This window comes from Arthrobacter sp. Ms25 (assembly GCF_059090365.1).
The window spans coordinates 234,395-254,059 of sequence record NZ_JBNHFP010000004.1; the positions used below are offsets into that span (position 1 = coordinate 234,395).

General features: G+C 66.1%; 18 protein-coding genes. 17 read left to right on the forward strand and 1 reads right to left on the reverse strand.

Translation table 11 applies throughout. The features are described from left to right. Positions 1-12 precede the first annotated feature (12 nt). The 11 genes from map (at position 13) to glmM (ending at position 8,346) form a co-directional block, all read left to right on the forward strand. Positions 13-837: a type I methionyl aminopeptidase gene (map, locus tag AC5RT8_RS12655; RefSeq protein ID WP_494096059.1), complete on the forward strand. Its 825-nt coding sequence runs from the start codon at positions 13-15 to the stop codon at positions 835-837. A gap of 273 nt (positions 838-1,110) precedes the next feature. Further along, entirely contained in the window at positions 1,111-1,332 is a 222-nt protein-coding gene (infA, locus tag AC5RT8_RS12660) for a translation initiation factor IF-1 (RefSeq protein WP_055239372.1), read from the forward strand. A gap of 83 nt (positions 1,333-1,415) precedes the next feature. Next, on the forward strand, positions 1,416-1,529 hold the full coding sequence (gene rpmJ, locus AC5RT8_RS12665; RefSeq protein ID WP_012397712.1) for a 50S ribosomal protein L36: 114 nt from the start codon (positions 1,416-1,418) through the stop codon (positions 1,527-1,529). 201 nt (positions 1,530-1,730) lie between these two features. Beyond that, positions 1,731-2,108, forward strand: coding sequence for a 30S ribosomal protein S13 (gene rpsM, locus AC5RT8_RS12670; RefSeq protein WP_230021123.1), 378 nt, complete (start codon positions 1,731-1,733; stop codon positions 2,106-2,108). 65 nt (positions 2,109-2,173) lie between these two features. Next, a complete protein-coding gene (rpsK, locus tag AC5RT8_RS12675; protein ID WP_049829160.1) occupies positions 2,174-2,575 on the forward strand; it encodes a 30S ribosomal protein S11 in 402 nt (133 codons plus the stop codon). 182 nt (positions 2,576-2,757) lie between these two features. Next, positions 2,758-3,768, forward strand: a complete 1,011-nt coding sequence (locus AC5RT8_RS12680) for a DNA-directed RNA polymerase subunit alpha (protein WP_146361126.1) — start codon at positions 2,758-2,760, stop codon at positions 3,766-3,768. A 65-nt stretch (positions 3,769-3,833) separates the two neighbouring features. Next, the gene (gene rplQ, locus AC5RT8_RS12685; protein WP_494096060.1) at positions 3,834-4,367 is read left to right on the forward strand and encodes a 50S ribosomal protein L17; all 534 of its coding nucleotides are present in this window, start codon (positions 3,834-3,836) and stop codon (positions 4,365-4,367) included. A 38-nt stretch (positions 4,368-4,405) separates the two neighbouring features. Beyond that, complete coding sequence (locus tag AC5RT8_RS12690) at positions 4,406-5,335, forward strand: tRNA pseudouridine synthase A (protein WP_494096061.1); 930 nt, start codon at positions 4,406-4,408, stop codon at positions 5,333-5,335. A 307-nt stretch (positions 5,336-5,642) separates the two neighbouring features. After that, on the forward strand, positions 5,643-6,086 hold the full coding sequence (gene rplM / locus AC5RT8_RS12695; RefSeq protein WP_494096062.1) for a 50S ribosomal protein L13: 444 nt from the start codon (positions 5,643-5,645) through the stop codon (positions 6,084-6,086). A gap of 39 nt (positions 6,087-6,125) precedes the next feature. Then, on the forward strand, positions 6,126-6,623 hold the full coding sequence (rpsI, locus tag AC5RT8_RS12700) for a 30S ribosomal protein S9 (RefSeq protein ID WP_494096063.1): 498 nt from the start codon (positions 6,126-6,128) through the stop codon (positions 6,621-6,623). A gap of 358 nt (positions 6,624-6,981) precedes the next feature. Beyond that, a complete protein-coding gene (glmM, locus tag AC5RT8_RS12705; protein WP_494096064.1) occupies positions 6,982-8,346 on the forward strand; it encodes a phosphoglucosamine mutase in 1,365 nt (454 codons plus the stop codon). A 16-nt stretch (positions 8,347-8,362) separates the two neighbouring features. Here the strand turns inward: glmM and coaA are convergent, their stop codons facing one another. Next, positions 8,363-9,343, reverse strand: a complete 981-nt coding sequence (gene coaA, locus AC5RT8_RS12710; RefSeq protein WP_494096065.1) for a type I pantothenate kinase — start codon at positions 9,341-9,343, stop codon at positions 8,363-8,365. A gap of 123 nt (positions 9,344-9,466) precedes the next feature. Between coaA and glmS the strand changes: the two genes are divergently transcribed. The 6 genes from glmS (at position 9,467) to treZ (ending at position 19,587) form a co-directional block, all read left to right on the forward strand. Beyond that, entirely contained in the window at positions 9,467-11,353 is a 1,887-nt protein-coding gene (gene glmS, locus AC5RT8_RS12715) for a glutamine--fructose-6-phosphate transaminase (isomerizing) (RefSeq protein WP_494096066.1), read from the forward strand. 13 nt (positions 11,354-11,366) lie between these two features. After that, positions 11,367-11,717 carry a holo-ACP synthase gene (locus AC5RT8_RS12720; protein WP_494096067.1) on the forward strand — a complete coding sequence of 117 codons (351 nt, stop codon included), beginning with the start codon at positions 11,367-11,369 and terminating at the stop codon, positions 11,715-11,717. A 10-nt stretch (positions 11,718-11,727) separates the two neighbouring features. Then, positions 11,728-13,260, forward strand: coding sequence for an NAD(P)H-hydrate epimerase (locus AC5RT8_RS12725; protein WP_494096068.1), 1,533 nt, complete (start codon positions 11,728-11,730; stop codon positions 13,258-13,260). Between the two features lie 74 nt (positions 13,261-13,334). Beyond that, positions 13,335-15,515, forward strand: coding sequence for a glycogen debranching protein GlgX (gene glgX / locus AC5RT8_RS12730; protein ID WP_494096069.1), 2,181 nt, complete (start codon positions 13,335-13,337; stop codon positions 15,513-15,515). After that, positions 15,512-17,848, forward strand: coding sequence for a malto-oligosyltrehalose synthase (gene treY / locus AC5RT8_RS12735; RefSeq protein ID WP_494096070.1), 2,337 nt, complete (start codon positions 15,512-15,514; stop codon positions 17,846-17,848). The genes glgX and treY overlap by 4 nt, the downstream gene beginning before the upstream one ends. Further along, a complete protein-coding gene (gene treZ, locus AC5RT8_RS12740; RefSeq protein ID WP_494096071.1) occupies positions 17,845-19,587 on the forward strand; it encodes a malto-oligosyltrehalose trehalohydrolase in 1,743 nt (580 codons plus the stop codon). Before treY ends, treZ begins: the two co-directional genes overlap by 4 nt. Positions 19,588-19,665 lie beyond the last annotated feature (78 nt).

Consider the following 19,665-nt stretch of genomic DNA (forward strand, 5'->3'; position numbering starts at 1 on the left):
GTTAGAAGACACATGTTCGGCCAGCCTCGAATCGAATACAAGACCAACGAGCAGATGCGCACCATGCGCGAAGCCGGCCTTGTGCTGATTTCCGCTCTTGACGCAGCAGTGAAGGCCGCCGACGTCGGAGTCAGCACACGGGAGATCGACGCAGTGTTTGCCCGGGTGCTCAAGGAAGCTGGAGCAACATCCAACTTCCTGGGCTACCACGGCTATCCGGCCACGGTCTGCACGTCAGTGAACGAGGAAGTTGTCCACGGCATCCCCGGGAACCGGGTCCTGCAGGACGGCGACATCATTTCCATTGACGGGGGTGCGGTCGTGAACGGCTGGCATTCGGATTCCGCCCGTACCGTGATCGTGGGTACGCCGGACCCGGCGGACCAGCGGTTGTCGGAGGTCACCGAAAACGCCATGTGGCACGGCATTGCCGCTGCCGCCAAGGGCAGGTTCGTAGGCGATATCGGCGACGCAGTGGACGACTACGTCACCAGCGTCCCGGGCCCGAAGCTGGGAATCCTCGAGGACTACGTCGGCCACGGCATCGGCACCGAAATGCACCAGGCACCGGACGTGCTGAACTACCGGACCGGGCACCGCGGTCCCAAGCTGCGGCCGGGCCTGTGCCTGGCCATCGAGCCGATGCTGGTGCGCGGCAAGATCCTCACCCGCACGCTCGACGACGACTGGACCGTCGTCACCGAGGACGGCAGCCGGTCCAGCCAGTGGGAGCACTCCGTGGCGATCCACGAAAAGGGCATCTGGGTGCTCACGGCGCCCGACGGCGGGGCGTCCCGCCTGGAGCCCCTGGGTGTCACGCCGGTTCCGATTCCCTAGCAGCCGTGAACCGCGGCAGCAGGCCCCGTTCCTTCCGGAACGGGGCCTGCTGCGTTGGGAAACACCCGGGCCGGAAACTGGACAGCACGGGCGATTTAACTTATGGGGGCTCTTCCCGTAGAGTTATCTGTTGGTTGTCTCTACATTCGTGCCCGGATTGACCGTTTTCGATGCCTTGTGCGCCGATGCGGAGGCCGGAAGCGGGCAGGGACGGCCACATTCGAAAAACCGTTGCCGGCGTCACAGCCGGGAACACAGACGTTAGCGGAGGATATGGCCAAGAAAGACGGCGTCATTGAGATCGAGGGCTCGGTAAACGAAGCCCTGCCCAACGCGATGTTCCGCGTTGAGCTGGCCAACGGCCACATTGTGCTCGCACACATCTCGGGAAAGATGCGTCAACACTACATTCGCATCCTCCCCGGAGACCGCGTTGTGGTGGAACTTAGCCCGTACGACCTCACCCGGGGTCGCATCGTCTACCGCTACAAATAAACCGCTGCCAAGACAGTCAGCGCACCGGCATGCCGGCCCGCTGACAGTTCAAGCTCAACCCTGCAACCACGCAAAGGAAAACCATGAAGGTCCAGCCGAGCGTCAAGCAGATCTGCGATAAGTGCAAGGTGATTCGCCGTAACGGTCGAGTCATGGTGATCTGCGAGAACCCGCGCCACAAGCAGCGCCAGGGCTAATCAGCCTCTCTAGCTCCGAGGTCCGCAAGGGCACCGGTAAGAGGGCCCCTTTATCAGGGATTCAGCCCACGCGTAGTTAATTCAATAAGGCAGTGCAGCGTCTATACGCGTGACGCATACCCCCGGTACGGAGGCCGGGGACCTGGCAACAGGGACGCACTGCTTCAGACCTCCGGTAATAACCAAAGGAGAACCGCCGATATGGCACGTCTCGCTGGCGTTGACATTCCCCGCGAAAAGCGGGTAGTGATTGCGCTTACCTACATCTACGGCGTGGGCAAGACCCGTGCAGAGCAGACCCTTGTAGAGACCGGCATCAGCCCGGATACTCGCGTCAAGGACCTCACCGACGCTGAACTCGTTCAGCTGCGTGACTACATCGAGGGCAACTTCAAGGTTGAGGGTGACCTCCGCCGTGAGGTGGCCGCCGACATCCGCCGCAAGGTCGAGATCGGCAGCTACCAGGGCATCCGGCACCGCCGCGGCATGCCCGTCCACGGTCAGCGCACGAAGACCAACGCTCGTACCCGCAAGGGCCCGAAGCGCACCGTTGCCGGTAAGAAGAAGGCCGGCCGCTAAATAAGCGGTCTTACGGCCAGGCCCGAATCCGGGCCACCTAAACCAAACTCTTTGTAGGAGAAGTAATGCCCCCCAAGACTCGTGGAGCGGTCCGCAAGCCGCGTCGCAAGGATAAGAAGAATATCGCGCTCGGCCAGGCGCATATCAAGAGCACCTTTAACAACACCATCGTGTCCATCACGGACCCGTCCGGTGCTGTTATCTCATGGGCTTCCGCCGGTGAGGTTGGCTTCAAGGGCTCCCGTAAGTCCACCCCGTTCGCTGCTCAGATGGCTGCTGAAGCTGCCGCAAAGCGCGCACAGGAGCACGGCGTCCGCAAGGTCGACGTCTTCGTGAAGGGTCCGGGCTCCGGTCGCGAGACCGCCATCCGTTCGCTGCAGGCCACCGGCCTGGAGGTTGGCTCCATCCAGGACGTCACTCCGAGCGCACACAACGGTTGCCGTCCCCCGAAGCGCCGCCGCGTATAAGCAGCACTGCGGTTCCGGTTACCCCGGCGGGCAGGCCACTTTCAGCAAGTGGCCTGCCCGCCGGAGGGCGCCGGTCCCGGGCTGGCTGTAAGCCGTCCAAGACGCCCGCGGAAGACCCGTCGTCGTCGTTTCCACCATTTGTGTTGCGTCATATAGCGGATGCTCGCTGAAAGGAAATGCAAGTGCTCATTGCACAGCGCCCCACCCTCACTGAAGAAGTCGTAGCCGACAACCGCTCACGGTTCATCATTGAACCCCTGGAGCCCGGTTTCGGTTACACCCTTGGTAACTCCCTCCGTCGTACCCTGCTGTCCTCCATTCCCGGTGCCGCTGTAACCAGCATCCGCATCGAAGGCGTGCTGCACGAGTTCACGACGGTTCCCGGCGTCAAGGAAGATGTCACTGAGATCATCCTGAACGTCAAGAACCTCTCGGTTTCCTCCGAGCATGACGAGCCCGTTGTGGCGTACCTGCGCAAGCAGGGCCCCGGCGTGGTGACGGCTGCGGACATCGCTCCGCCGGCCGGCGTGGAGTTCCACAACCCCGACCTGCACATTGCCACGCTGAACTCGAAGGGCAAGTTCGAACTCGAACTGACCATCGAGCGCGGCCGCGGCTACGTGTCGGCCAGCCAGAACAAGTCCGGCGACCAGGAGATCGGCCGTATCCCGGTTGACTCCATCTACTCGCCGGTCCTGAAGGTGACCTTCCGCGTGGAGGCCACCCGTGTCGAGCAGCGCACCGACTTCGACCGCCTGATCGTCGACGTCGAGACCAAGGATGCCATTGCACCGCGCGACGCCGTCGCCTCTGCCGGTACCACCCTGGTTGAACTGTTCGGCCTGGCACGTGAACTCAACACTGCCGCTGAAGGTATCGAAATCGGTCCGAGCCCCACGGATGCCGCACTGGCAGCCGACATGGCACTGCCGATCGAAGACCTCGAGCTGACCGTGCGTTCGTACAACTGCCTCAAGCGCGAAGGCATCCACACCGTGGGTGAACTCGTAGCCCGCTCCGAGGCTGACCTGATGGACATCCGCAACTTCGGCGCGAAGTCCATCGACGAGGTGAAGGCAAAGCTGGTCGAACTGGGTCTGTCCCTGAAGGATTCCCCTCCCGGGTTCGACCTGGCCGCCCGTGCCGCAGCTATTGAAGAGGACGAGTCCGAATACTCGGACGACGAGCTCTAACTGAAGCAAATTCTTGCCGTTCGGGCTATTGAGCACCGCGCGGCACCGTTTGAGGAGAAAAAGTAATGCCTACACCCACCAAGGGTAAGCGCCTCGGAGGCAGCCCGGCACACCAGCGCCTGATGCTGGCCAACCTTGCCGCGCAGCTGTTCGAGCACAAGCAGATCACCACCACGGTGACCAAGGCCAAGCGTCTGCGTCCCTACGCAGAGCGCCTGATCACGTTCGCCAAGCGCGGGGACCTGTCCTCCCGCCGCCGCGTCCTGGCCCTGATCACCGATAAGGGCATCGTCCACGAGCTCTTCACCGACATTGCTCCGGCAGTCGAGAAGCGCGACGGCGGTTACACCCGTATCACCAAGATCGGCAACCGCAAGGGCGACAACGCTCCCATGGCCGTCATCGAGCTGGTCCTGGAACCGCTGTCCGCCAAGCAGTCGGTTGTGGCCGAGGCCAGCACTGCTGCAGCCGCCGCCGCTCCGGCTCCGGTCGAGTCCGCTGATTCGGCAGATTCCGCTGACTCCGCCGAATCCGCTGACTCCGCTGAGTCTGCTGACTCCGCTGACGAGGCAGTCGAAGAGACCGAAGAGAAGAAGTAATTCTTCCCTGACGTCCCGGTGCCCTTAATATGGGTGCTATGACTATCGAAAGGCCCGCCGTCCCCGAAATGGACGGCGGGCCTTTCCGCGTCCGGATGGACCTCGCCTACGACGGGGCACCGTTCTCCGGGTGGGCCGCCCAGCCCGGCCTGCTGACCGTCCAGGGCCTGCTGGAGGATGCGCTGGCGGTGCTGCTGCGCCGTCCGGTCCGTGTCACCGTTGCGGGGCGGACCGACGCCGGTGTCCACGCCCGCGGGCAGGTGGTGCACTTTGATCTCACTGCCTCCGAATGGAACGGGCTGGCCCGGGGACGGGACCTGGATCCGGGGGTCTCCCTGCGGCGCCGGCTGCACGGGGTGCTCAACAAGGAGCTCACCATGGCGGCGCGGGAAGCAGGCATGCAGCGGCGCACCGTGGATGCCCTGGCAGGCGCCGTCGAAGTGCTCTCCGCAGCGCCCGCGCCGGCCGGGTTCGACGCCCGCTTCTCGGCCCTGTGGCGGCGCTACAGCTACCGCATCTGCGACCTGCCCGAGAACCGGGACCCGCTGTCCCGGCACACCACGCTGTGGTTCAAGGCGCCCCTGGACACCGGGCTGATGAATGAAGCAGCCGAAGGCGTGCTGGGCCTGCGGGATTTCCTCTCCTTCTGCAAGCCACGGACCGGATCCACCACCATCCGCGAACTCCAGGAGTTCTCCTTCCGCCGCGGCGTCGACGGGATGATCACCACCCACATCCAGGCCGACGCCTTCTGCCACAACATGGTCCGCTCCCTCGTGGGCGGTTCCCTGCTGGTGGGATCGGGGGAGCGGCGTCCCCAGTGGCTGGCAGACCGCCTTGCCGCCATGGTCCGGGACTCCAAGTCGCTCCTGGCCCCGCCCCATCCGCTGGTGCTCGAAGAGGTCCGCTACCCTGCGGCTGCGGAACTGGGCGGCCGGGCCGAACTGACCCGGGCGCACCGCGAATAGCGGATCAGCGGGCCGGCATCGTAAAATAGGGGCAAATCCCATATCCGGGCGCTGCGGCAGCTTTTGACCTGACTACGTAAGCAGGCTATTGTTTATAGTCGTTGTGCGTGTCCTACCTCGATAGGCCTATGCCCACGGGAGCGGCTCAGTTGCAGAGCCACCTGGCCCCGGGGAAATAGCCGAGATATCAGGACCACTGGTTAATTCAGTCCTCACCTGACCATCCGGTAACGCATAGAGAAGCTGCACTGTCCATGGCATCCATGGGCGGCGCGCCACCTAAGAAGAAGAAACGAAGGCAAACACCGTGCGTACGTACACCCCGAAGCCCGGCGACATCAACCGCCAGTGGCACGTCATTGACGCCACCGACGTTGTCCTAGGCCGTCTTGCCAGCCAGACCGCAACACTGCTGCGCGGAAAGCACAAGCCGACCTTTGCTCCCCACATGGACATGGGCGATTTCGTCATCATCATCAACGCTGAGAAGGTTGCCCTGACCGGCGCCAAGCTCGAACAGAAGCGTGCCTACCGCCACTCGGGTTACCCGGGCGGTCTGTCCTCCGTCAACTACGCCGAACTGCTGGAAAAGAACCCGGTACGTGCAGTTGAGAAGGCCATCCGCGGCATGCTGCCCAAGAACTCCCTGGCTGCTGACCAGATCAGCAAGCTGAAGGTCTACCGCGGTGCCGAGCACCCGCACGCCGCACAGCAGCCCAAGACCTTCGAAATCAACCAGGTCGCCCAGTAGTTCTGGCCCGCCAACTAAGAAATTAATTCAAGGAGAATCGTGGCTCAGAACACTGAAGAGCTGAATGACAACACCGAGGAGCTTACGAGCTACACCTCGGAATCCTCTGACTCGGTCCAGACCGCAGTCAAGGAACGCCCCGCCCTGACCGTCGCCGGCTCCGCCGTCGGCCGCCGCAAGCAGGCCATCGCCCGCGTGCGCGTTGTTCCGGGTACCGGCAAGTGGATCGTCAACGACCGCGAGCTCGAGGATTACTTCCCGAACAAGCTGCACCAGCAGGAGGTCAACGAGCCGTTCAAGCTTCTTGACCTCGAAGGTGCCTACGACGTCATCGCCCGCATCCACGGCGGCGGCGCCTCCGGCCAGGCCGGCGCGCTGCGTCTGGGCGTCGCCCGCTCGCTGAACGAGATCGACCGCGAGAACAACCGCCCGGCCCTGAAGAAGGCAGGCTTCCTGACTCGTGACGCCCGCGTCATCGAGCGCAAGAAGGCCGGTCTCAAGAAGGCCCGCAAGGCTCCGCAGTACTCCAAGCGCTAAAAAGCGCCTATCCAAGGGATATTCGCTGGAGCGAATATCCCTTGGGGCCCTCGGCGCTTTTTGGCGCTTGGCTCCACAAGCGCCGGTTGCGCTCGACAAGCGCCGGTTTGGCGCTTGGTTGGACAAGAGCTGATTCAGCACCGGGGGTTTCACCGGAAGGCAGTCGCTACGGCGGCTGCCTTCCGGCGTTAAGGCGCGCCGCAGGAGGTCGGATTGGACACACGAGGCCGGTATTTTCCGGTCCGCCGGCGACTTTGGGCTTTCCCGTTTCGGAGACGGGGGTACACCGGTGGCAGAATGGGCCAGTAAGTTGCCGGAGTGGCTCCCGCTGTGGCTACAACCTGCTTGAGGATACGTAATGACTAGATTGTTTGGAACGGACGGCGTCCGTGGGCTGGCCAACGGGCTGATCACCGCCGAGGTAGCCCTCGGACTCGCCCAGGCCGCCGCGGTGGTGCTCGGCCACCGCCGGGTGGAACCGGGCCGCCGTCCGGTGGCCGTGGTTGCACGGGACCCCAGGATCAGCGGCGATTTCATCTCGGCAGCCATGGAGGCCGGGCTGGCCAGTTCCGGCATTGATGTCTACGACGCCGGAGTGCTGCCGACCCCGGCCGCCGCGTACCTGGTCGCCGACCTCGGGGCCGACTTCGGCGTCGTCATCTCCGCTTCCCACAATGCCGCCCCCGACAACGGCATCAAGTTCCTGGCCCGCGGCGGGCAGAAGCTGGATGACGCTGTCGAGGACGCCATCGAAGCGGAAATGGCACGCCCCAGCATGCGCCCCACGGGAAGCGACGTGGGCCGGATCCACCGCTTCGCGGACGCCGAAGACCGTTACGTGGTCCACCTCCTGCAGACGCTCCCCAACCGCCTCGACGGACTGAAAGTCGTCCTGGACTGTGCCCACGGGGCCGCCAGCGGCTGCTCGCCCCAGGTCTTCGCCGACGCCGGTGCCGAAGTGGTGGTTATCGGCGCAGAGCCGGACGGCATCAACATCAACGACGGCTACGGTTCCACCCACCTCGAACAGCTGCAGGCCGCAGTCACCGCGCACGGCGCCGATCTGGGCATTGCCCACGACGGCGACGCCGACCGCTGCCTTGCCGTGGACCACGAGGGCACGGTGGTGGACGGCGACCAGATCATGGCGATCATGGCCGTTGCCATGAAGGAAGCCGGCAAGCTCAAGGACAACGCGCTGGTGGCCACGGTCATGAGCAACCTCGGCCTGAAGCTCGCCCTGCGCGAGGCCGGCATCGAGGTCGTCGAAACCGGGGTGGGGGACCGCTACGTGCTCGAAGGGATGCGCAGCGGAGGCTACAGCCTCGGCGGGGAACAGTCCGGGCACGTCATCTTCTCCGAATATGCGACGACCGGCGACGGCGTCCTCACCGGACTGCAGCTGGCGGCCCGCGTGGCGCGGACGGGGCAGAGCCTGAAAGAGCTTGCCGGTGTCATGCAGAAGCTTCCGCAGGTGCTCATCAACGTCAAGGGCGTGGACAAGTCCGCCGTCGAGACCAACGAGCCGGTGCGGCTCGCCGTCGAGCAGGCAGGACAGGAGCTGGGCGAAACCGGCCGCGTGCTGCTGCGCCCCTCGGGCACCGAACCGGTGGTCCGGGTGATGGTCGAGGCAGCCGACATGGAAACGGCCGCCGGCACCGCCCGCCGGCTTGCCGAAACCGTGGAGGCGAACCTGGCCCTCAACGCCGGCGCGGCGGTCTAGCGGACCCTGCCCCGGCTCAGGTCTTGCGCAGGAGCATCCGCGTCACGGAGTGGTCCGCGTCCTTGGTCAGCACCAGCTGGGCGCGGCCCCTTGTGGGCAGCACGTTGGTGATGAGGTTTGGCTCGTTGATCCGCTTCCAGATGCCGAGCGCCGTATCCCGCGCCTCGTCATCCGTCAGGTCCGCATACCGGTGGAAGTACGACGCCGGATCGGCGAAGGCTCCGGTGCGCAGCGACTGGAAGCGCTGGACGTACCATTCCTCGATGTAAGAGGTCCGGGCGTCCACGTAAATGGAGAAGTCGAAGAAATCGCTCAGCGCCAGGCCGGAACGCCCGTCGGCGCGCGTCCGGGCCGGAGCCAGGACATTCAGTCCCTCGACAATCAGCACGTCCGGGCGGCGCACCACCACTTCCTCGCCCGGGACAATGTCGTAGGTCAGATGGGAGTACTTAGGTGCCCGGACCTCTTCGGCGCCGCTCTTGACCTCGCTGACGAAGCGCAGCAACCGGCGCCGGTCATAGGATTCCGGGAAGCCCTTGCGCTGCATCAGCCCGCGGCGTTCCAGCTCCGCATTGGGGTAGAGGAAACCGTCGGTGGTGATCAGTTCCACGTTTGGGGTGTCCGGCCAGCGCCGCAGCATTTCGCGCAGCACCCGGGCGGTGGTGGACTTGCCCACCGCCACGGACCCCGCCACCCCGATCACAAAGGGAGTGCGGGTGGTCTTCTCGCCCAGGAACGTGGTGGTGGCACTGTGCAGGCGGCCGGCCGCTGCCACATACAGGTTCAGCAGGCGGGAGAGCGGGAGGTAGACCTCCCGAATCTCGTCGAGGTTCAGCTGCTCGCCGAGGCCCCGCAGCCGAAGGATGTCCTCCTGGTTGAGCGGGGAACGGATCTCATGTGACAGCCGCGACCAGGTCTGGCGGTCCAGTTCGACGAAGGGGGTGAAACTGCTCTCGGGCGGCTGGGCCCCCGAGGACTTTCCATGGCGTTCGGTCACCTTAGGAATTCTGCCCTGAACACAAGGCAAACCCAAACGGCCCGAACTGCGCCAAGACCCGCCGAAAGCGCCTTGCCCCCTGTGCTTTCGGCATCCGGTGCGGTGGCCGGTACGCTTAGTGCTATGTGTGGAATTATTGGATATGCAGGCCGTCCGGACGCCGTTCCGGGTGTAGGCGCAGGCGGGCACGGCGCCCTCGACGTCGTGATGGAAGGCCTTCGGCGGCTGGAATACCGGGGCTATGACTCTGCCGGTGTCGCCGTCCTCACCCCCCTCGGTATTGAGTACCGCAAGAAGTCCGGCAAGCTGGCCAACCTGGTGGCCGAACTGGCATCCGCCCCGCTGACGCCTGCCACCACCGGCATCGGCCACACCCGCTGGGCCACGCACGGCGGACCCACCGACGAAAACGCCCACCCCCACCTGGCGGACAACGGGCGTCTGGCCGTGATCCACAACGGCATCATCGAGAACTTCGCCGAACTGAAGGCCGAACTGCTGGACGCAGGAACCGTCTTCGTTTCGGAGACCGACACCGAGGTGGCCGCAGCGCTGCTGGCCTCCATCTACCGCGGCGAGGGCAACGCAGACCTGGCGAAGTCCATGCAGCTCGCCTGCCAGCAGCTCGAGGGCGCCTTCACCCTGCTGGCCGTCCACACCGATTCCCCCGGCACCGTGGTTGCCGCCCGCCGCAACTCCCCGCTGGTCGTGGGGCTGGGGGAAGGCGAGAACTTCCTGGGCTCGGATGTTTCGGGCTTCATCGACTTCACCCGCCGCGCCGTGGAACTGGGCCAGGACCAGGTAGTAACCATCACTCCGGATTCGGTCGACATCACCGACTTCTTCGGGGAGCCCGCCGAGGGCACCGAGTTCCACGTGAACTGGGACGCCGCAGCTGCCGAAAAGGGCGGCTACGAATCCTTCATGGAGAAGGAAATCAACGACCAGCCCCAGGCAGTAGGGGACACCCTGCTCGGACGGTCCGACGTCGACGGACGCCTCACCCTCGATGAGTTGCGGGTCAGCCCCGAGGAACTCAAGAACATCAACAAGATCATGGTGCTGGCCTGCGGCACCTCGGCCTACGCCGGCCAGGTGGCCAAGTACGCCATCGAACACTGGTGCCGGCTGCCGGTCGAGGTCGAGCTCAGCCACGAGTTCCGCTACCGTGATCCGATCGTGGACTCCAACACCCTCGTCGTGGCCATCTCCCAGTCGGGCGAAACCATGGACACGCTGATGGCGGTGCGGTACGCGAAGGAACAGGGCGCGAAGATCCTGGCCATCTGCAACACCAACGGTTCGACGATCCCGCGCGAATCGGACGCTGTCCTGTACACGCACGCGGGACCGGAAATCGCCGTCGCCTCCACGAAGGCGTTCCTGGCCCAGATCACCGCCGCCTACCTGCTCGGTCTCTACCTGGCGCAGATCCGCGGCAACAAGTTCCAGGGCGAAATCAAGGACATCCTCGCGGACCTGGCCAAGGTGCCGGACAAGATCCAGCAGGTCCTGGACAACTCCGGACAGATCAAGGAACTGGCACAGCTCATGAAGGACACCCGTTCGGTGCTCTTCCTCGGCCGCCACGTCGGCTACCCGGTGGCCATGGAGGGCGCGCTGAAGCTGAAGGAGCTGGCGTACATCCACGCCGAGGGTTTCGCCGCCGGCGAGCTCAAGCACGGCCCGATTGCCCTTATCGAGGAAGGCCAGCCCGTGTTCGTGGTGGTCCCCTCGCCGCGCGGGCGGGATTCGCTGCACGCCAAGGTGGTCTCCAACATCCAGGAAATCCGTGCGCGCGGCGCCAAGACGATCGTGATCGCCGAAGAGGGGGACGACGCCGTCAAGGCCTACGCCGAGCACATCTTCTATGTGCCGGAAACCCCGACGCTGCTGGCGCCGCTGCTGACCACCGTGCCGCTGCAGATCTTCGCCTGCGAACTGGCTACGGCCAAGGGCTTCGATGTCGACCAGCCTCGCAACCTCGCCAAGTCCGTCACAGTGGAGTAAGGAGCGTTATTCGGTGATCATCGGAATCGGCATCGACGTGGTGGACGTGCCGCGGTTCGGCCGCCAGCTCGAGCGCACCCCCGGGCTCCGCGCCCGGCTGTTCACCCCGGCGGAACGGGAGCTGAACCTGCGTTCCCTCGCTGCGCGCTTCGCGGCGAAGGAAGCCGTAGCCAAGGCGCTCGGCGCCCCTGCCGGCATGAACTGGCAGGACTGCCAGGTCCGGCTGGATCCCGCCGGGGCGCCGCAGCTGCAGATCGACGGCACTGTGGCCGCCGTGGCGGAAGGCAAGGGTGTGCAGACCTGGCACCTGTCCCTCAGCCACGACGGCGACGTCGCCACGGCGATGGTCGTCGCCGAGGGCTAAGGTGTAGCGCATGATCAGTGCGTATACCGGGTCCGCCGTCCGCAGGGCCGAGGAGCCGTTGCTGGCCGCGGGGCAGGGAGCCGAATTGATGCGGCGTGCAGCTTACGGGCTGTACGCCGCCGCCGCAGACCGGCTGGCCGCCCGCCGGGGCCGGATCTACGGCTCGAGTGTTACCGTGCTTGCCGGTGCCGGCAACAACGGCGGCGATGCCCTGTACGCCGCCGCCCGGCTCGCCCGCCGCGGAGCAGCCGTGACGGCGGTGCTTACCTCCGCCGCGGCACACCCCGAAGCGCTGGAAGCCTTCCTGGCACAGGGGGGAAAGACCTTGGTCCTCACCGATTCCACCGCCGCTGACCTCACCCGGACCGCACTGGCCGCAGATGCCGTGCTGGACGGCGTCCTGGGCACCGGCGGCAGGGGCGGCCTCCGCGGACCGGTCCGGCTCCTTGCGGAAGCACTGAACGCGGCACGGACCCAGGGGCGGGCACCGCTGGTCGTGGCCTGCGACCTGCCCAGCGGCGTCGATGCCGATTCGGGCCGCGTGGAGGGAACCTGCCTGCACGCGGACCTCACGGTCACTTTCGGTGCCGTCAAGACGGGCCTGCTGGCCGGCCCCGGGGCAGCGGCGGCCGGTGGGATCCACTGCGTCGACATCGGCCTCGGTCCGTACCTCCCCGGCCCGGCCGCCCACCGCCTGCAGCCGGAGGACCTGGCGGAACTGTTGCCGGTCCCTGCCCCCGCGGACCACAAATACAGCCGCGGTGTGCTCGGCATTGCCGCCGGGTCGGAGACCTATCCCGGCGCCGCGCTGATGGCCACGGGAGCGGCGCTTGCCACCGGCGTCGGCATGGTCCGCTACCTGGGCCCCGCCGGCGTTGCCCGGCTGGTCAATGCCGCGCATCCCGAAGCCGTCTGCAGTGCGGGGACGGTCAGCGACGTCCACGTCCAGGCCTGGCTTGCCGGACCCGGTGCCGGCAACGACGAAGACCAGCGCCGGCGGGCCCGTGACGCCATGGCATCGGGGCTGCCGGCAGTAATCGACGCCGACGCCATCGGTGCCGCCGGCGCAGGCCTGCACCCCGGCGTCGTCCTGACCCCGCACGCCGGTGAACTCACCGCCCTGCTGCGTACCCTGGGCGAAGACGCCGAACGGACCGGCGTGGAAGCCGACCCCATCCGCTATGCACGGCTGGCGGCGGAACGCACCGGCGCCACCGTCCTGCTCAAGGGCTGGGCCACGCTGGCCGCGGCGCCCACCGGGGAACTGTACAGCCAGGCCGAGGCGACGCCCTGGCTGGCGACCGCGGGAAGCGGCGACACGCTTGCCGGAATCCTAGGTGCGCTGCTGGCCACCGACCGCACCCCGGCGGGCGAGCGGGCGCCCGGACACTATGCCCGCCTGGCGGCAGCCGCCGCCCACCTGCACGGCCGCGCCGGAGTGCTTGCCGCCGCCGCCGGACCGGTCCTGCCCTCACAGCTGGGACCGCAGATCCGGTCACTGGTGGCGGATCTCACGGCACGGCCGGGCGGCAAATTCAAGTAAGCTCCAACTCTGGGGTAAAAAAGTAAGTAGACATATCAATTTCGTGTTGTCAGGGAACTAGTCAGGAGCACTACATGGAAGTTTGGCCGGGAGATGCCTATCCGCTGGGCGCAACCTACGACGGAAACGGCACCAACTTTGCTCTGTACAGCGAGGTGGCAGATTCCGTAACCCTGTGCCTGTTCGATGAAGACGGTACCGAGCACCAGGTCCGCCTGAGCGAGGTCGACGGGTATGTCTGGCACTGCTACCTGCCGCAGGTCATGCCCGGGCAGAAGTACGGCTACCGCGTGGACGGACCAAACGATCCGGAGAACGGCAACCGGTGCAACCCGAACAAGCTGCTGCTGGATCCCTACGCCAAGGCCGTTGCCGGCGAGATCGACTGGGACCAGGCCCTGTTCGGCTACAACTTCGGTGACGAACACTCGCGCAACGACGAAGACTCCGCCCCGCACATGATGATGGGCGTCGTGATCAACCCGTTCTTCGACTGGGACGGGGACCGCAAGCCGAAGATCCCGTACCACCAGTCAGTGATCTATGAAGCGCACGTCAAGGGCCTGACCGAACTGCACCCCGACGTCCCCGAGGACCAGCGCGGCACCTACGCCGGCGTTGCCCATCCCTCCGTCATCGCCCACCTGCAGAAGCTCGGGGTGACCGCCATCGAACTGATGCCGGTGCACCAGTTCGTGAACGACTCGACCCTGCAGGAAAAGGGACTGTCGAACTACTGGGGCTACAACACCATTGGCTTCTTCGCTCCGCACAACACCTACAGCGCCACCGGCGACCAGGGCCAGCAGGTGCAGGAATTCAAGGCCATGGTGCGTGCACTGCACCTCGCCGGCATCGAAGTGATCCTGGACGTGGTGTACAACCACACCGCCGAAGGCAACCACATGGGCCCCACCCTGTCCTTCCGCGGCATTGACAATGCGTCCTACTACCGGCTGGTGGAAGACGACAAGAAGTACTACATGGACTACACCGGCACGGGCAACTCGCTCAACGTCGGCAACCCGCACGCCCTGCAGCTGCTGATGGACTCGCTGCGGTACTGGGTCACCGAAATGCACGTGGACGGTTTCCGCTTCGACCTGGCCTCGACGCTGGCCCGCGAGTTCTACGACGTGGACCGCCTCTCCGCCTTCTTCGAACTGGTCCAGCAGGACCCGGTAGTGTCCCAGGTGAAGCTGATCGCCGAGCCGTGGGACGTTGGACCCGGCGGCTACCAGGTGGGCAACTTCCCGCCCCAGTGGACCGAGTGGAACGGCAAGTACCGCGACACGGTCCGCGACTTCTGGCGCGGCGAGCCGTCCACCTTGGGTGAGTTCGCCTCCCGCATCACCGGCTCCGCCGACCTGTACGAGTCCTCGGCCCGCCGTCCGGTGGCGTCCATCAACTTCGTCACCGCCCACGACGGTTTCACGCTGCATGACCTGGTGTCCTACAACGAGAAGCACAACGAGGCCAACGGCGAGGACAACAACGACGGCGAGTCCCACAACCGCTCCTGGAACTGCGGCGTGGAAGGTCCCACGGATGACCCCGCCGTGCTCTCCCTGCGTGCCCGCCAGCAGCGCAACTTCCTCGCCACGCTGCTCCTTTCCCAGGGCGTGCCGATGATCGCCCACGGCGACGAGCTGGGCCGGACACAGCAGGGCAACAACAACACGTACGCCCAGGACTCCGAGCTGAGCTGGATCAACTGGGATGCGATGGACGCGCCGCTGATGGAATTCACCGCAGCGGTGAACACCCTGCGCGCCGAGCACCCGACGTTCCGCCGGCGCCGGTTCTTCGACGGCCGCCCCGTGCGGCGCGGCGAGGGCGAAGCCCTGCCGGACATTGTCTGGCTGACCGAGGACGGATCCACCATGTCCCCGGACGACTGGGACACCCCGGTGGCCCGTTCGCTGGGCGTGTTCCTCAACGGCCAGGGCATTTCGGGCAAGGACGCGCGCGGACAGCGGATCACCGACGTGAACTTCCTGCTGTACTTCAACGCCCATGACGAGGCCGTGAAGATCACCCTTCCGTCCAAGGAATACGCTCCCATGTGGGACACGGTCATCGATACGGCGGGCGAATACGCCGACTCGGAGCCGGTAGCCGCAGACGGACAGCTGACCGTCGCCGCCAAGTCCATGGTGGTCCTGCGGGCGCACGAAGAGGAAGAAGAGCACGACCACTCCGTGGCCGCGTCCCTCGCGGCACTGGCAGCCCAGAACACCGAGGCCGCCGAATGAGGACACCGCTTTCCACGTACCGGCTGCAGATCCGCCCGTCCTTCACCCTGTTCGACGCCGCGGAGCTCGTGCCGTACCTGGCCGACCTGGGGGTGGACTGGGTCTATCTCTCGCCCATCCTCACGGCCGAAGAAGGCTCCGACCACGGCTACGACGTCACCGACCCGTCGGCAGTCGACCCGACGCGCGGCGGAGCGGAGGGGCTGAAGGTCCTTTCCGACGCCGCCCATGCGGCCGGCCTCGGTGTCCTGGTGGACATCGTGCCCAACCACATGGGCATCGCCACCCCATCCCGGAACAAATGGTGGTGGTCCGTGCTGGCGGAAGGCCGCAGCTCCCGGTATGCCGAGGCCTTCGACATTGACTGGGACGCCGGGAACGGGAAGCTCCGGCTGCCCGTGCTGGGCGACGGCGGCAACGAACTCGAGCAGCTCAAGCTGGCGGGCAACGAACTGCACTACTACGACCACCGTTTCCCGGTCGCCGAGGGCACCGCTTCGGAAGGGGACAGTGCGCAGGATGTGCACGCCCGCCAGTCCTACGAGCTGGTCAACTGGCGCCGCGCCGACAGCGAACTGAACTACCGCCGCTTCTTCGGGGTCAACACCCTCGCCGGGATCCGGGTGGAAGAGCCCTGGGTCTTTGACGAGGCGCACGCCGAAATCAAGCGCTGGTTCGACGAAGGCCTCGTGGACGGCCTGCGCATCGACCATCCGGACGGACTCGCCGATCCCAAGGGCTACCTCGCCCGGCTGCGGGAGATCACCGGCGGCGCGTACATCCTGGTGGAAAAGATCCTGGAACCGGGCGAGAAACTCGCCGCGGACTGGGAAACCGAAGGCACCACGGGCTACGACGCGCTGGCAGACATCGACCGGTTGTTCGTGGATCCCGCGGGCAGCGACGCGCTGACCGCCCTGGTACCCACGGAACCGTATGCGCAGATGATCCACGGCACCAAGCGGGTCATCGCGGACGGCCTGCTGCACTCCGAGGTGCAGCGCCTCGTGCGGCTGCTCCCGGCGGACAGCGGACTGGACCAGGCAACGGCTGCGGATGCGCTCGCGGAGTTGCTGGCCTGCTTCCCGGTGTACCGCAGCTACCTGCCCGAAGGCGCCGGATACCTGACCGACGCCGTGATTGCGGCCAAGGTCCACCGCCCGGATCTCGCCGGTGCCCTCGACATCCTTCATCCGCTGCTGAACCCGTTGCTGGGCAATGACTCCGGGGACGCAGTGTCCCTGGACAGCCTGGGCGAGCTGGCGGTGCGCTTCCAGCAGACCTCCGGCATGGTGATGGCCAAGGGGGTCGAGGACACGGCGTTCTACCGTTACTCCCGGCTGACCTCGCTCAACGAAGTGGGTGCCGACCCGGCCCACTTCGCCGTGGCGCCGTTTGAGATGCACACCCGCCTGCTCCGCCGGCAGCTGGAACAGCCGGCGGCCATGACGGCCCTGACCACGCATGACACCAAGCGCAGCGAGGACACCCGTGCCCGGATTTCCGTGCTCGCAGAAATCCCGGAACAGTGGGCCGAAGCGTTCACGCGCCTCGATTCCCTGGCGCCCATGCATGACGGGCCCATGGCGAACCTGCTGTGGCAGACCTTTGTCGGAGCCTGGCCGCTGAGCCGGGAACGCGCACACGCCTACGCGGAGAAGGCCTCCCGGGAAGCAGCCAGCAGCACCACCTGGACGGCTCCCAACGCGGAATTCGAAGAGCGCATGCATGCAGCCGTTGACGCGGCGTTCGACAACCCGGACGTCAACGGTGTGATCACTGCGCTGGTCGAAAGCATCCGCGAAGCGGGGTACAGCAATTCGCTCTCGGCCAAGCTGCTGCAGCTGACCATGCCCGGAGTGCCGGACGTCTACCAGGGCACCGAGTTCTGGGACCGCTCGCTGGTGGACCCGGACAACCGGCGCGCGGTGGATTTCGCCCGCCGACGCGAGGTCACGGCGTCGTTCACCGGCTCCGGAGCGCCGGCCGTGGACGAGGATGCCGCAGCCAAGCTGCTGGTCACCACCCGCGCGCTGCAGCTCAAGCGCGGACGTCCCGAGCTGTTCACGGGGTACGTTCCCGTAGCGGCGGAAGGACCTGCGGCCGAACACCTCTTCGGATTCGACCGCGGCGGCGCGGTTACGCTGGTGACCCGTCTCCCGCTCGGGCTTGAGCGCCGCGGCGGCTGGCAGGACACCGCCGTCGTCCTGGCTCCGGGAACCTACCGGGACGTCGTCACCGGCACAACGCACCAGAGCAGCGGCCGGCTGGCCGCTGCGGATCTGTTCGGCACCTATCCGGTGGCGCTGCTTGTTCGGGAGGACGGCAAATGAGGACCAACTTCGACGTTTGGGCGCCCAAGGCGGAAACGGTGACGCTGCTGGCCGACGGCCGGCACCTGTCGATGACCCGCGGCGAGAACGGCTGGTGGCACGTCCAGCACGCCGAACTCACCGAGGACATTGACTACGGTTACCTCATCGACGATGCCGAAACGCCGGTGCCGGATCCCCGGTCCCGGCGGCAGCCCGAAGGGGTGCACGCACTCTCGCGTACCTTCGACCCGGACCTGCACCAGTGGCAGGACGGTAATTGGGCCTCCCCGGGGCTCGACGGCAGCGCGATCTACGAAATGCACGTGGGCACCTTCACCCCCGAGGGAACCCTGGACGCAGCGATCGGCCGGCTGGACTACCTGGTGGACCTGGGGGTCCGCTACATCGAGCTGCTGCCGGTGAACGCGTTCAACGGAACGCACAACTGGGGCTACGACGGCGTGCTGTGGTACGCGGTGCAGGAAACCTACGGCGGGCCTCAGGCCTACCAGCGGTTCGTGGATGCCGCCCACCAGGCCGGCCTCGGCGTCATCCAGGACGTCGTGTACAACCACCTCGGCCCCAGCGGCAACTACCTGCCCATGTTCGGCCCCTACCTCACGGAAGGTAAGTCGAACACGTGGGGGGACTCAGTCAACCTGGACGGGCCGCTCTCGGATACGGTCCGCGAGTACATCGTGGACAACGTCCTCATGTGGTTCCGCGACTACCACGTGGACGGCCTGCGCCTCGATGCCGTGCACGCCCTGCATGACGAACGGGCCGTGCACATCCTCGAAGAGATGGCCGCGGCAACGGACGAATGCGCCGAAGCCCTGGGCAAGCCCCTGTTCCTGATCGCGGAGTCGGACCTGAACAACCCCCGGCTGATTACGCCGCGGAACATCAACGGCTACGGCCTTGCGGGCCAGTGGTCCGACGATTTCCACCACGCAGCCCACACGAACCTCACCGGCGAAAACGGCGGCTACTACGAGGACTTCGACTCCGTCGGTGCGTTGGCGAAGGTCCTGCAGGAAGGGTTCTTCCACAACGGAACGTTCTCGACCTTCCGCGAACGCGGCCACGGCCGCCCGCTGGACAAGGAGGTGGTGACTGCACGCCAGCTGGTCACGGCCATCCAGAACCACGACCAGATCGGCAACCGGGCCGCGGGCGACCGGCTGAGCGCTACCCTGGGCTTCGAGCAGCTGGCCCTCGGCGCGGTGCTGAGCCTGTCCTCGCCGTTCACTCCCATGCTGTTCATGGGCGAGGAATTCGGCGCGTCCACGCCCTGGCAGTTCTTCACCTCCCATCCCGAACCCGAACTGGGGAAGGCCACGGCCGAAGGCCGCCTGAAGGAATTCGAGCGGATGGGCTGGGACCCGGCAACGGTTCCCAACCCCCAGGACCCGACGACGTTCACCAACTCCAAGCTGGACTGGGACGAGGTGGAAGAAGGGGACCACGGCCGGCTGCTGGACCTGTACCGCCGTCTGTTGGAGCTGCGCCGGAACACCCCTGACCTCATGGACCCGGACCTGCGCAACGTCCGGGTGGACTATGACGAAGTGGGCCGCTGGCTGGTGCTGCAGCGCGGCTCCACCGCGGTGGCGCTGAACTTTGCCGACACTCCGCGTGAAGTGCCGCTTCCGTTCGGCACGCAGGCCGACGTGCTGCTGGAGACCGCACCGGTGGAGCTGTACGGGGATGCCGTGCAGCTGCCGGCGTACGGTGCGGCCATCCTGGCTGGCTAGCGTCCAGGCCTTCCGCGCAGCCGGCACCCGCAGGCAGTTATCCGCCGGGTGCCGGCTGCCGCCGGTTAAGCAGGTCCC

Coding starts and splice junctions, on each gene's coding strand:
- treY (WP_494096070.1), top strand. CDS start 15,512: ATGAGGACACCGCTTTCCACGTACCGGCTGCAGATCCGCCCGTCCTTC.
- rpsK (WP_049829160.1), top strand. CDS start 2,174: ATGCCCCCCAAGACTCGTGGAGCGGTCCGCAAGCCGCGTCGCAAGGAT.
- AC5RT8_RS12690 (WP_494096061.1), top strand. CDS start 4,406: ATGACTATCGAAAGGCCCGCCGTCCCCGAAATGGACGGCGGGCCTTTC.
- rplQ (WP_494096060.1), top strand. CDS start 3,834: ATGCCTACACCCACCAAGGGTAAGCGCCTCGGAGGCAGCCCGGCACAC.
- infA (WP_055239372.1), top strand. CDS start 1,111: ATGGCCAAGAAAGACGGCGTCATTGAGATCGAGGGCTCGGTAAACGAA.
- AC5RT8_RS12725 (WP_494096068.1), top strand. CDS start 11,728: ATGATCAGTGCGTATACCGGGTCCGCCGTCCGCAGGGCCGAGGAGCCG.
- glmS (WP_494096066.1), top strand. CDS start 9,467: ATGTGTGGAATTATTGGATATGCAGGCCGTCCGGACGCCGTTCCGGGT.
- glgX (WP_494096069.1), top strand. CDS start 13,335: ATGGAAGTTTGGCCGGGAGATGCCTATCCGCTGGGCGCAACCTACGAC.
- treZ (WP_494096071.1), top strand. CDS start 17,845: ATGAGGACCAACTTCGACGTTTGGGCGCCCAAGGCGGAAACGGTGACG.
- rpsM (WP_230021123.1), top strand. CDS start 1,731: ATGGCACGTCTCGCTGGCGTTGACATTCCCCGCGAAAAGCGGGTAGTG.
- glmM (WP_494096064.1), top strand. CDS start 6,982: ATGACTAGATTGTTTGGAACGGACGGCGTCCGTGGGCTGGCCAACGGG.
- rpmJ (WP_012397712.1), top strand. CDS start 1,416: ATGAAGGTCCAGCCGAGCGTCAAGCAGATCTGCGATAAGTGCAAGGTG.
- map (WP_494096059.1), top strand. CDS start 13: ATGTTCGGCCAGCCTCGAATCGAATACAAGACCAACGAGCAGATGCGC.